The sequence below is a fragment of the Anabaena cylindrica UHCC 0172 genome (assembly GCF_034931625.1).
GTDB lineage: Bacteria > Cyanobacteriota > Cyanobacteriia > Cyanobacteriales > Nostocaceae > Anabaena > Anabaena cylindrica_A.
Genome location: NZ_JAYGGY010000013.1, coordinates 64,277 through 77,822, shown reverse-complemented (window position 1 = coordinate 77,822; position 13,546 = coordinate 64,277). Strand labels below are relative to the sequence as shown.

The 13,546-nt window shown below is 39.4% G+C and carries 9 protein-coding genes; 5 read left to right on the top strand and 4 right to left on the bottom strand.

Going from position 1 to position 13,546, the window contains the following annotated elements; all coding sequences use genetic code 11:
- Positions 1-257 precede the first annotated feature (257 nt).
- Both VB713_RS06000 and VB713_RS05995 read left to right on the top strand, forming a co-directional pair.
- Entirely contained in the window at positions 258-2,330 is a 2,073-nt protein-coding gene (locus VB713_RS06000) for an S-layer homology domain-containing protein (protein ID WP_323310666.1), read from the top strand.
- 342 nt (positions 2,331-2,672) lie between these two features.
- Positions 2,673-3,356: a hypothetical protein gene (locus VB713_RS05995; RefSeq protein WP_323310665.1), complete on the top strand. Its 684-nt coding sequence runs from the start codon at positions 2,673-2,675 to the stop codon at positions 3,354-3,356.
- 189 nt (positions 3,357-3,545) lie between these two features.
- On the opposite strand, the gene VB713_RS05990 is transcribed toward VB713_RS05995, so the two are convergent.
- Positions 3,546-5,159 carry a DUF1565 domain-containing protein gene (locus VB713_RS05990; protein ID WP_323310664.1) on the bottom strand — a complete coding sequence of 538 codons (1,614 nt, stop codon included), beginning with the start codon at positions 5,157-5,159 and terminating at the stop codon, positions 3,546-3,548.
- A 196-nt stretch (positions 5,160-5,355) separates the two neighbouring features.
- On the opposite strand from VB713_RS05990, the gene VB713_RS05985 reads away from it, so the two are divergent.
- Entirely contained in the window at positions 5,356-6,414 is a 1,059-nt protein-coding gene (locus VB713_RS05985; protein ID WP_323310663.1) for a thiamine phosphate synthase, read from the top strand.
- 48 nt (positions 6,415-6,462) lie between these two features.
- Positions 6,463-6,675: a sulfur carrier protein ThiS gene (gene thiS / locus VB713_RS05980; protein WP_015216596.1), complete on the top strand. Its 213-nt coding sequence runs from the start codon at positions 6,463-6,465 to the stop codon at positions 6,673-6,675.
- Between the two features lie 129 nt (positions 6,676-6,804).
- On the opposite strand, the gene VB713_RS05975 is transcribed toward thiS, so the two are convergent.
- Entirely contained in the window at positions 6,805-8,043 is a 1,239-nt protein-coding gene (locus tag VB713_RS05975; protein ID WP_323310662.1) for a glycosyltransferase family 4 protein, read from the bottom strand.
- 1,141 nt (positions 8,044-9,184) lie between these two features.
- Between VB713_RS05975 and VB713_RS05970 the strand changes: the two genes are divergently transcribed.
- The gene (locus VB713_RS05970; protein WP_323310661.1) at positions 9,185-10,156 is read left to right on the top strand and encodes a DUF1517 domain-containing protein; all 972 of its coding nucleotides are present in this window, start codon (positions 9,185-9,187) and stop codon (positions 10,154-10,156) included.
- Positions 10,157-10,274: 118 nt separating this feature from the next.
- Here the strand turns inward: VB713_RS05970 and VB713_RS05965 are convergent, their stop codons facing one another.
- On the bottom strand, positions 10,275-11,198 hold the full coding sequence (locus tag VB713_RS05965) for a hypothetical protein (RefSeq protein ID WP_323310660.1): 924 nt from the start codon (positions 11,196-11,198) through the stop codon (positions 10,275-10,277).
- 397 nt (positions 11,199-11,595) lie between these two features.
- Complete coding sequence (locus VB713_RS05960) at positions 11,596-13,431, bottom strand: bifunctional serine/threonine-protein kinase/formylglycine-generating enzyme family protein (protein WP_323310669.1); 1,836 nt, start codon at positions 13,429-13,431, stop codon at positions 11,596-11,598.
- Between the last annotated feature and the right edge of the window lie 115 nt (positions 13,432-13,546).

Below are 13,546 nucleotides of genomic sequence, written 5' to 3'. Positions count from 1 at the left end.
CCACGCTACGCGAACAGTATGACATAAGTCCAGATTTCACCCGTTGGCAGTATAACTAGCTTCACCCGTATTATTTAATCCGTATCATTTAATTCATATTTATATTTCCGTGTAATCCTTAAATCTGTTGAATCCGTGATGGTTGTTGTTACACTTCATGTAAATCCTATAACGGGAAATGATACTAACTCTGGTTCCCGTTCAAGTCCAATCCATATTTATATTTCCGTGTAATCCTTAAATATATTGAATCCGCGATGGTTGTTGTTACACTCCATGTAAATCCTGTAACGGGAAATGATACTAACTCTGGTTCCCGTTCAAGTCCGTTCAAAACTATTACCCGTGCATTAAAAGTCACCTCGTCACCTGGAATTATTCAACTAGGACTGGGGACGTACAGTGCTGCTAGTGGTGAGGTGTTTCCTCTCATCATTCCTGCGGGGATGTTGGTGGTGGGAAATGAAGCTAACAAAGGTCAGAAAATGATCATTTCTGGGAGTGGGGAATATCAAAGTCCTAGCTTTGGGATGCAAAATATCGCTTTGTTATTGCTAGGTGATGCCAGTCTGTTGGGTGTGACTGTGACTAATGCCATTTCTAAAGGTACTGGTATTTGGATTGAATCAACAGCACCGACATTAGCTAATAATACATTCAGTCAATGTGGACGGGAAGGGATATTTATAACAGGTAATGCTAAACCTGCAATTTTAGATAATGTGTTTATAGAAAATGCTGCCAGTGGATTAATGATGGCGCGAAATAGCAAAGGGGAAGTGTTGCGGAATGTGTTTCAAAAAAACCCTCTGGGCATAGCCATTAGTGACTTTGCAGCCCCTCTGGTGGCAAATAATCAGTTGTCAGAAAACCGAATGGCGATCGCTCTTTCTCGTGATGCTAGTCCGGTGCTACGACGCAATTTGATTACCAAAAATACCCAAGGTGGTCTGTTAATTAATGGTAATGCAGTTGTTGATTTGGGCAGCGCCCAAGATCCGGCTGATAACATTTTTCGAGATCAGGGTGAATTTGATATCCAGAATTTATCATCTCAAAAAGTGATTTCTGTTGGCAACCAGTTGAATTCTAGCCAGATTAAGGGGTTGATAGAATTTATCGCTGCCACAGCCGATACTCCCAGTCAAGTAGGAATTAGTACTAGTTTTACTGATTTAGATGGGCATTGGGCAGCAGCTTTCGTACAAGCCTTAGTGAACAAAGGGTTTATCAGTGGCTTCCCCGATGGCACTTTTCAACCATCCACACCAATTACCCGCGCTCAATATGCTGCCCTAATTACCAAAACTTTTCAACTACCTGCGAGTAATCAAATTGATAGATTTCAAGATGTCAAAACCGACTTTTGGGCAGCCGCAGTCATAGCTAGTGCAGCGGATAAAGGTTTTTTGAGTGGCTTCCCCGATGGGTCATTTCGTCCAGGACAAAATTTAACTAAAGTTCAAGCTATAGTTTCCATTGTCAATGGGTTGAAATTCAACGGTGGTAATCCAAATGGATTAACAGTGTATAGCGATCGCGCTCAAATTCCCAGTTATGCTATTAATGCCGTGACTATGGCTACCCAAAAACTTTTAGTAGTCAATTACCCCCAACCAGAATTACTAGAACCATTAAGAGAAATTACCCGCGCTGAGGTAGCGGCCCTAATTTATCAGGCATTAGTTGCTAGAGGTGAGATTGAAGCCATACCTTCTCCCTACATTGTGCAACCAGAAACTGAGATTCCTTCCTTTTCTGACTTAGTGGGACATTGGGCAGAACCATTTATCCGGGCTTTAGTGAGTATGGACATCACTCAAGGTTTTGCTGATGGTAGTTATCAACCAGATAAACCCATGACTCGCGCCCAATATACGGCCTTAGTTGCGGCTGCTTTTAACCCCACACCCAAACGTCCAGCAACAGAATTTACTGATGTACCTGCCAGTTTTTGGGCGGCCAGCGCCATTCAAAAAGCAGCTAGTGGTGGTTTTGTGGGTGGATTTAGCGATCGCACTTTTCGTCCTGACCAAAATGTCCAAAGGCTACAGGTAATGGTTTCTTTGGTGAATGGACTGGGACTGCCAGCAGCTGATAGTAGTATTTTAATTGCCTACACAGACAGAAAATCTATTCCCGAATATGCCCAAACTGCGATCGCTGCTGCCACAGCACAGAAAATTGTGGTCAATTATCCAGACCCCAAGTTACTTGCACCCACAAGAGATGCCACACGCGCCGAAGTTGCAGCTATGATTTATCAGGCATTAGTTGCTCTCCAGCGTACCAAACCCATTAATTCACCCTATATAGTCATTAAGAATTAGGGTGCAGGGGGCAGAGTGCAGAGGGCAGGGGGCAGGGGGCAGGAGGCAGGAGGCAGGGAGCAGGGAGCAGGGAGCAGGGAGCAGGGGGAGATGATTTTCATTACCAATCACCAATCACCCATTACCCATTACCAAAGTAGATACTGAGTACATATAATGTTAAATTTATCTAGAACTGGAATTCTACTTTATTATTTTGCATAATAGCGATTGACAAGTAGAATGAGAAACACTGCCTATAAAATTTGCGGCTGATGAAAAAACTTTCATGTAGCTAAAAAGACGTTAGGCTAGACGCGATGGGTGAAAAATTTATACCTATTGCCTGGAACTAAAAGCCCCATGCTAACAACAGCCCCAGACACCTCTGCTGAATTGTCCGTGAACTTATTGATTCACTATAGTTTTGACCTCAATGGGTACAGTGCCAGTGAGTTAATTAACCGTTGGCGATCTGATTACCCGGCTGATTGGCTACATATAGCAGTAATTGAAGCTCTGTATCAAGGACGTTACAAAGCGATCTCGGTACAACAAATCTTAAACTTCTGGCTGCGACGAGGTCAGGTTATTTATCATTTCAATATGGAATTTGAACGCTTAATTTGCAGCAAATTCCCCGAAAAATTAACTAAAATATCTCCACCTGTATTACCATCTATCCCATCGCCTGTACCAATTGAGCCAATCAAGAATCATCATTTATTACCTGCTCATAGAAATTATTACCAAGAGAGTCACACCACATCCGGATACCTAGCAAATGGGGAGGAAGAAGGACGTGTTTTAACAACTCCCTCATTTAAAGTTGTTGCCGATACTAACAAGAGACATTTTGCCGCGTCCGTTAGCCAAAGGCTGATAGCTCAAGGGAGTCTGATTCCCAAACAACTGCCAAAACTGCTCCCAGGAAACGCCAATCATCCACCAATTGGACAGTTTACCCCGCAAAGGAGCGATCGCTCGGAATCATTCACATCTAAACTCAGAGCGATGACTGATGAAGAACCTGAATTTGCAGTGTAATTTGTGAGTACTGAGTACCGAGTACCGAGTACCGAGTACCGAGTATCTGACTGGGAATGCTATTATGGATGCTCCGCCTTCATTTGTTAAAGTAAAGGCAGAGCCTTGAGAATTCATTCCCATACAGAGTATGGGAACGAGATAAACGAGATAAATTATGGTTTAGCCTACGGTTGGCTCTATTACGAATTAATTCAAAGGCTCCATAAAAGCTCTCAAACCTTTACTACTGAAGATTTGAATCATTTCACTGGCATTATCTTGACTGTTAAAAATGCCTACTTGCATCACTTTACGACCTTGCCAGATTTTAGAAAAAGCATCTGGGACGACTGAACGGACTACTTGCCGTTGTGAGTCATTAGTTACTGGAACTACTACACGATAACGTACACCCTTGGCAGTATTGGTATAACTATTGGGGGGTGATATTTTGACTGAATTGCTAGGAAGCGATGCTTGAGGTGCTGTAAACTCAATCACTCCCGGCTCAATTCTGACATAATTTAATTGTGGTGTATCTGGTTGTGTTGGCAAAGCGCTGGGCTGGGAATTAGTTTTGCCACTAGATAAAACCACAGTAGGTTGGTTAAAACTTCGTGGGATGCTGGGAGCAGCAAACACTATTTCTGAATTTGTGGGTATTGTCTGTGCAGATAGAGAATTTAGTGCAGAATTCCTAACTATTGGTGCTGTTGCTGCTGTTCTAGCATTAAAGTCTACATTACCGATAATGCGATTTCTAGCCAGGTTATTGCCAGGAGCAGAAACTACTTGCTTGGCAGCTTTGGCGTTGATATCAGAGCGGCCATTATTCCGAAATTGGTTTCCACCTGGTTCTTGAGCATTTCCTAAATCGGGTGTAGCTTGGGCAATTACGACCAAACCATCTTCTTTACTGCCTTGAATAATATTATTCCGCAAAATTGGGCTGCTATTGGCTTGGACTATAACTCCTGATCTGTTGTCTTGAATTTGATTGCCTATAATTATCGGGGCAGCATTTTGAGCAATGTTAATGCCAAAACCAGTGTTTTGAAAGAAATTTTCCCGAATTTCGGGACGGGAATCACCAGAAACTGTGATTCCATTAGCACCATTGCTATTAAAATAATTTTTGCTAATAGTCGCAGTAGCATTACCGGCAATGGAAATTCCATCTTGGGTATTGCCAGTAAATGTATTTTCCTGAATTAGGGGATTGCTAGATTCAATCCATAAACCATAACCACGGCTATTGCTATTGGTGACTGTGACTCCACTTAATGCTGCTTGGTTTGCACCGACTATTGCGATGTTTTTACTGCCAAAGCTACGACTGAGGTATTCACCACCACCTATAATCTTCACACCTCTGCCTTGATTGCGAGTGTCTCCTTGAATAGATACACCCTGTTTCATGGTTATGGGAAATACTTCTCCGGTTTCGGGGCTGTATGTACCAGGAGAAAGCATGATGATAGTATCTGCTTGTGCCGTTCGTAAGGCTTGAGTAATCGTCTTCAGAGGAGCGTTTTCACTGCCATTACCCCCTTTGTCATTACCAATAGTGGGGTTAACAAACAGCAGGTTAGCTTGAGAAATTATTCTTTGATTGTCGAGTGTCTGTTCTGTTCTGATGGTAATCTGAGCAGTGGCTCTGCTAAAACTTATGTCTAAAAGTGCTATACTTGCAACTCCTAAGACAAAGCTCAAACTCAAAATTGAGGTAGGCAAAATTGAAGGTCTGGCTAGTTGAGGACAAATCAGCTTTGTGAACAGTCCATCTACTTGACGGTGTTGGCAAGATTTAGGGTGAAGCATTAACTTTGTATAACTCCTGTGAAACACAAAAGGAATTTTTATACTTTGAGATAGTAATATGACGATAATATTACCCATAAGTTTACCAAATGGCTATATTTCATACAAATTAATTAATTAGTAAATATTTAAAGATGCAGGTATTTAATAACCAGACTGGAGGTTTTATGATTGGACTGACAACGGAGTTGTTGTAATGGTCGAAGCCTACAGCCAAACACAGCAAACAAAAGAAGTGGTTTATCGGATTTTAGATGCCAACTTAGACCGCGCTCGTGAAGGATTACGAATTATTGAAGAATGGTGTCGTTTTGGGTTAAATGATGCCCATTTAGCCGGGGAATGCAAACGCTTACGTCAAGAGGTAGGTAACTGGCATACGGCGCAAATGAGAGCGGCACGAGATACACCTGGTGATCCTGGTACTGATTTAACCCATCCCCAAGAAGAACAAAGAAGCTCGATTACATCTTTGTTGCAAGCTAATTTTTGTCGTGTTCAAGAGGCACTGAGGGTGCTGGAGGAATATGGCAAACTGTATGATCCCAATATGGGGAGTACTTTTAAGCAGATGCGCTATCAGGTTTATACCCTGGAAAGTAATTTGATGGGTTATCAGCGTCATCAGTTATTATGGCGATCGCATTTATATTTGGTAACATCTCCAGTAGATAATTTGTTGGAGGTTGTGGAAGAGGCTCTCAAAGGTGGTTTAACGCTGGTACAGTATCGGGAAAAAACGGCTGATGATGTGATTCGTCTGGAACAAGCAACGCAATTAAGGCAGTTATGTCACAATTACGGTGCTTTGTTCATCATCAATGACCGGGTAGATTTGGCTTTAGCAGTAAATGCCGATGGTGTACATTTGGGACAACAAGATATACCCATTGCTATTGCCCGACAATTGCTGGGGACGCAGCGCATAATTGGCCGTTCTACCACAAATGCCCAAGAAATGCAAAAAGCGATCGCTGAAGGTGCAGATTATATTGGTGTGGGACCAGTGTATGAAACGCCCACAAAAGTAGGTAAAGCCGCAGCAGGTTTAGAATATGTAAGTTATGCAGCTAAAAATTGTGAGATTCCTTGGTTTGCAATTGGGGGGATAGATGCGAGTAATATTAATGATGTGATTGATGCCGGAGCGCAACGGGTAGCTGTAGTGCGATCGCTCATCCAATCGGAACAACCTACTTTAGTCACACAATATTTTATCTCTCAACTCCATCGAAAGGTAACAGGTGACAGATAATAGTGATTTAGAGGCCGGGTTTCCCCGCCCAATTACGAATTACGAATTATGAATTATCAAATAAGTTTACAAGTCAATGGGGAAACACAGAGTTGTGTATCCGAAACGTCGTTACCTGAATTACTTCAACAGTTGGGTTTTAATCCTCGGTTGGTAGCGGTGGAATATAATGGTGAAATCTTGCATCGTCAGTTTTGGTCAGAAACTAAAATCCAAAATAGCGATCGCTTGGAAGTAGTTACAATCGTTGGTGGGGGTTAGAAAGAAGGCAGGGAGTAGGGGGCAGGGGGCAGGGTGCAGGGGGCAGGGTGCAAGGGAAGATGATTGTTACCCATTACCCATTACCCATTACCCATTACCCATTACCCATTACCCATTACCCATTACCAGTTAATAATTCAACAAACAGGAATAACGAGACTCAGGTGCATATAACCAGCGGTGATAGGTTTTGCGTTTGGCTAATTCTTGTCCTTTGCGGCCGAATTTTTCCCGTAGTTGCTTGTCTTGACACAAACGTTTAAAGGCTTGCAAAACTTCATAACCAGAATCGGGATTTACCAATAGGCCATTTTCTTCATGGTGGACTGCATCTAAAATACTCCCTAACCGGGAGGCAATCACAGGTTTACCAAAGTACTCTGCTTCTAAGTAAACAATACCAAAGTTATCTATGCTTTTAGTATCGTCTTCCCACAAAGTCAGCATAGCAAAAACGTCACAAGCTGCATAATAACCCGCTAATTCTCGTTCAGGTACATATCCAGCAAAATGAACCCGTTTATCTACCCGTAAACGTTGAGCTTGAGATTTTAGCTGTTGTTCACAGGAGCCTTTACCACAAATTATGTAATGGACATCGACACCAACAGTTAATAGTAAAGGAATATTATCTATAACTCGGTCGAAGCTTTTATGTTTAACTAATCTACCAACAGAAAGAATGACAATTGCGGTTTCAGGAATATTATAAGTCTGACGTAGGCGAACACGTAAATCATCCAAATGACTAGGACTAGTGGGAGTACCAAATTTTTCTGGTCTCACAACTGGGTTAATTATATGAGTAGGTGTATCTAGGCGAAAAGTAGTTCTTAAAGTATCTCTAACATAGGAACTATTACAAACGATTCCTTCGGCTCGTTTGAGGGTAATTTTAAACAGCAAACGCCACAAGGGATTACGAGAAATACTAACCAAATCATTACCATGTAGGTAGATAAAAAAGCGAACAGGTAAGATATAGCTGAGTATTAACAAAGCTATAAAATCGTAACCATGACACCATTCAATGTAGCGGTAATGATAGCGAAAATATAGTTTAATAGCTAGTAATATTGAGCAAATAATATTAAAAACAGGCTTGAAGATGCTGCTCAATAAATTACCACCCCAGAAACTAAAATAAAGCCAACGATAAACTGGAAATTGTTGCTCTTGATCAAAAGTTTTATCTCCTGAGCAACCAGCAGCCAGTACAATCACTCTATCTGGGTCTTGTAAACAACGATTATAGACATATTCTCCAATTACAGCCTGTTGTGGCTGGAATATGCGGGAGATAACTAGGATGTCTGGGTAATCTGTTTTCTCCCGGAAATGTGTCCCTAGTAGTGAAATATGTTCCATGATTCAGGTTGATAAATAAACTTCAAATCCTTAAACTTAATTTCTTGATTTTTTATTATTGAATGCTCATCAGCAATGTAGAAAATGATAGCTGAATGTACTGAGCAATTTTTATTTGAAAATCAAATTTTTATCAGGATAAAATAGCGTGTAGTCAAGCTATAATGTCAATTTTTATCCTGAAGAGATATTGATTTTTAAATTGGCTTATACCTAAATTTGGATTAATAGTTTGTTCCCGAAATTTCAAACCATACTAACTATTCCAAATTGGTCTAAATTTTATGCTTGTCTGCCAATTACTGACCAAATAAATATTTTTACATGATGAACTTCCGCTAGATTTTATTACTGATATGCACCAGCAAATGTTCAAGGAATGCTGGGTAAAATACTAAATCTAGCTGCTACTAATAGTCTATCTTTAATATCATCTAAATTCATGCCAAATTGCCAGAAAATATCTGATAATTTGATACTCTAGACAATATATTTTCATGTTCAAATAATATTTTTTATCTTTTCATGATTACCTAAATAAAATTAATAGTACATCTTCTTCTGTTGTTTATTACCTAGATACACCAATGAATTCAATTGCATCTAACTATCTAGTAATTACTACTGTTGTAGACACTATTTGTTCTATTATTCATCATAAAAAATATCACCATCTGTATAATGCTCTCCTTGTACTGATATTTGTATTTAATATCTATTCTCTGGAGTGATAATTTAGCCGCAATGATTATTCAAACCCCCTTGCCAATATGTGCTGAATATTCTTTACCTATCCGGAAAAAAAATAGTTCCTATGCTAAAAAATTTAATTAGCAAAAATTTAACTACGTGTGTGTAAGTATGCGGTTAAAATTATTGCTAACAAGTATTTTGATACCCAAAAACGGTAATAATTAATTGATGCCAAAGTTCTGGGATTGCAAAGAAGATTCGCGGTACGGTTATCAACGCGAGAAATCCCCCCTCAGTTCACTGCCAAGCCAAGATAATAGGCGTTAGATTAGGTATATAGCTGAGAAAGACAGACTTGTTTGCCTGTAGCTACTATCACCTCAAAATTGTCAAACTTCTGGCAGTGATGGGAGAAATCTTAAAAATAGTGTTTTTCACCTGATTGATTATGCGTAAAAAATTACAACAAACCCTCAAACCACTGTTAAAAATTGCCTTTGTCCTGGGTCTGGTAATGGCTTTAGCACTTGGTAACGCTGATGGTGCATTAGCTGCACGCAGTGGTGGACGTATCGGGGGAGGTTCCTTTAGAATGCCTTCTAGCCGGACTTACACTCCACGCACCTACGCACCTGGTGGTGGTGGAAGATACTATCCTGGTGGCGGTTTTGGTGGTGGTTTTGGATTTCCGTTCCTACTTCCTTTGTGGGGTATTGGAGGAGGTTTTGGCGGATTGTTTGGGATTTTAATCTTTTTTGCGATCGCTAATTTCTTAGTCCAAAGTTTCCGCCGTGTCAGGACAGGAGAAGGTGAAGAAGTCGCCTATAGCAATAACCCCAGCGTTTCTGTCACCCGTCTACAAGTAGGTTTATTAGCACAAGCTAGAGGCTTACAAACCGAACTTAACCAAATTGCAGAAAAAGCTGATACCAATACCGCAGAAGGAAAAGCAGAAATTTTGCAAGAAGCAAGTTTAGCTTTACTGCGTCATCCTGAATATTGGGTATATGCCAGTAGTGGTAGCCAACAAGTGAAATTAAATGCCGCTGAATCACAATTTAACCGCTTGTCATTGGCTGAACGCAGCAAGTTTAGCGAAGAAACCCTTTCTAACGTCAACAACCAGCTAAAATCCGTTTTGGCTAAAGAGTTACCCGGTGAAGTAGATAATCCCACCCGTTTAATCAGTGAAGGGCCTGGAGAATATCTCATCGTCACCTTATTAGCTGCAACTTTGGGTAAATTTGAGATTCCCCAAATTAATAATGCTGATGATTTAAGTCGAGCTTTGCGACAAATTGGTAGTCTTCCTGGTGAGCAACTTTTAGCTCTTGAAGTATTGTGGACTCCCCAAGCAGATGGAGATACGTTAACTTCTGATGATTTGTTTGCTGAGTATCCTGATTTGAAGTTGGTGTAATTAATCTATAACCACAAACAAAAATGTAGGGGTTTTGCATAGTGCTTGACCCCTTTTTTATTATCTGATGATCAAACCTAAATACCAAAAGATTTTTAGCTTTGTTACCTTATCAATATTATTGTGAAAATCTCGCTAATAACTCCTGACGAGATAATTGTAGAAGTAAGGGAGTAAATTCTTCCCTAGTCATAATAATTAATTGATCGATAATTGTTGCTAATTCTGAATCAACTTCCCCAAAACGTACTTGCAATATACTTTCAATCATCGCGCGTCGTTCTCTTTCTATACCTTCTTGTTGTCCTTCTTGTCTTTCTTGTTTTTTAATCTCTTCTAATTGTTGTTGATAAATTTCTGATAATTTCATAATCAACTCCTGATCATCTTGATCAATATCTTGTTCTTGTCGTTGACGTGCAGATAATACAGCAATTAGGTCATGTACTAATTTTATGATATCCTCAAGCAATGGATTATTATTAGCTAGCGCTTCTAATTCTTCAATTGCTTGTCTTTGAACTTTCCCTTTTCCTAATACTCTCAAAAACAAAGTTTCTGGTGTACTAGGCAGTTGATGGATGACAATGATAGCGGTTTTAAATCCTGTTCCTAAAAAATAAATACCTTTTTCCCAGTTTTCTTCGTTTAAAGTAGCTTTAAAACTTTCTAGGATTTCTAGTGATGCTGTAGGGGTAAAAATCCATAATTGGGGTAATTCTGTTTCATTTATTCGTGTATTATTGCGGTTTGATTGACGTTCTAAGTCTGCATGAACGTCGAATAATTTACCCATACAACTGCGAATTTCACTTTTGCTGACGGCATTACGAAATGGCTCAAATATGGCATAATTTGTAGCCATTCTTCCTAGCAGTCCTAGTTTTTCTAGACTTTGTGTAGGTTGGGATGAAGGAATAAATAATACGTCGATTTGTCTGACTTCTGCTGTGATATCTTTGCTGGTTTCTACTTCTCCATAAGGTGTTAATAGCTCTGTAAAATATTGTTTAGCAAATTGATCATGTATAAAGCGAGTCATTTAATTTAATTAATAACTGAAATATAAAAATAACACTCTTTGGTGATCGCTATTTTATGAACAAATCGAAGTAAAATCTATTGTCCATTTCTATTGATTAAGATAGTTCTTCCTTATCAAGTCCAGCTTAACAAATTTAAAATCAGTTGTCAACCCCAAATCCTCCATCTTTTTGCGTTTATTCCAAAAGTTAAAAAAGCCGTTTTCAACTATTACCAAAAAGCAAAAAATATCAACCCTGCTACCCTTCCCTAAATATACTGCAAGCGTTTCATATTACCCTTCTCCATAGACGTGAAGCGGCTTCTCGAAGAGTACATCTCCTTGAAACAGAGAGATGCTTTGAACCTTATAAAAATATTTAATTTCTTGATCCTGTAAATCCTGATTCAGACATTTATTCCTCAGCTGAAAACACCACTCGAAAACCCGACATTCTCAAACCATCATCTGCTTCATTCCAAGTCCGACTCGCACTGCGACAAAGTTCAGCACTAAAATTCCAAGCACCACCGCGCAAAACCCGACGATGTTCATCACCACCAACATTCCATACACTACCATCTATAGGTGCGCCATCATAATTTTTATGCCAAGGGTCAGCACACCATTCCCAAACTAACCCGTGCATATCATACAACCCAAAGGCATTAGCTATCTTAAAATTGCCTACATTTGTGATTTCTTTGCGGAAATGGCTTCTTGGTTCCACAGCATAAAAATCACCACCATTACAGTTAATTAAATCAGAAGTAATCCTTTCCCCAAAATGAAAAGCAGTTGTAGTTCCTGCACGACAAGCATATTCCCATTCTGCTTCACTGGGTAAACGATAATTACGTCCGGTTTTCACCGATAACCGCAAACAAAATTCAACAGCTTCATACCAAGAAACATTTTCTATAGGGAAATTTGCACCTTTATATTTTGATGGGTTAGAGTCTAAAGCTTGTTGAATTTTTGGTAAAGCTGCTACTGCTTTCCATTGTGATTGAGTAATAGGATATTTCCCTATGAAAAAATTTTTAACCATAACTTGATGTTGAGGATATTCATCAGCATCAACTTCAAATTCTGGTGAACCCATCAAAAAACTACCACTAGGAATTGACACCATTTCTAAAGTGACATTTTTATTCAATTCTTCTGCAAAAAATTGAGCGTTACCTTTCTCACATTTAATTTCTCTTCCTGCGGTGTCTACAGTCACAATATCAAAATCAAAATTTTCTAAAGGTGGTAGGGGAACGATAACCTTAACTTTTGCTGGAGGTGTTTCGATTATCGGAGTAATTTTTAATGCCGCTGGTGCAAAAGTTTCGGCTTTTAAATCATTTAAAACCTCTGTCGCTGACTGATATCTATCACTGGGGAAATGTTGGAGTAATTTATCTAATATATTTTTTAATTCATCACTAATCGTAATACCTTTTTCCTCTAAACGTTCCTTCCATAACCATTTTGCATTCATGGGATTATAAAGAGGATCTTTAAGTCCATAGGTGTCTTGCATAGGTAAATCTTGAGTTAATAACCTCACACAAGTTACACCCAAAGCATATAAATCACTCGCATGACAAGCGAAACCTGCCATTTGTTCTGTTGGTGCATAACCTAAAGTATAAATAGCTGTAGCTTGTCTGGCTATACTGGTATGAGTAACTTGTTTTGCACCACCAAAGTCAATTAATACAGGTTTCTTATCTATATCTTGACGAATAATATTTTCAGGTTTGATATCCCGATGAATTACATTTTTTTGGTGAACAAAATCAAGTACTGGTAATAAATCAGCTAAAAGTTGGCGAATTTCTGTTTCGCTATAAGCCTGTTTTTGAACTTCTTCCAGGAGGGTTTTACCTATAATAAATTCCTGGACTAAATACAAACTAGCACCTTGTTCAAAGTAAGCTAATAAACGAGGAATTTGGGAATGATTTTCACCAAGTTCATATAATCTAAAAGCTTCTTCTTTGAAAAATTCGGCTGCTTTTGCGCGTTGTCCTGTTCCCTGAACTTGAGGAAAAAATTGCTTAATGACGCATGGTGCATTTAGTCTGTCTACGTCTTCTGCTGCGTAGGTTTTGCTAAACCCACCTTCACCTAATAACCGCAAAACACGGTAACGGTTTCTGAGTAGTTTTCCAAATGTACCATGTCCGCAAACGATGCAAAATTTACTGTAGTCAGGGTTGAAGGGGTTGGAACAATTGGGATTTTGGCAAATTTGCATGGTGGAGGGGAAGATAGCATCTTTTCCAAAGTCGTCCCCAATATTATCTAATTGAAAAAAGATATTTAGGTCAGCAAACAAGGATATCTATCTATGTCCTGACATTAGCTAATTA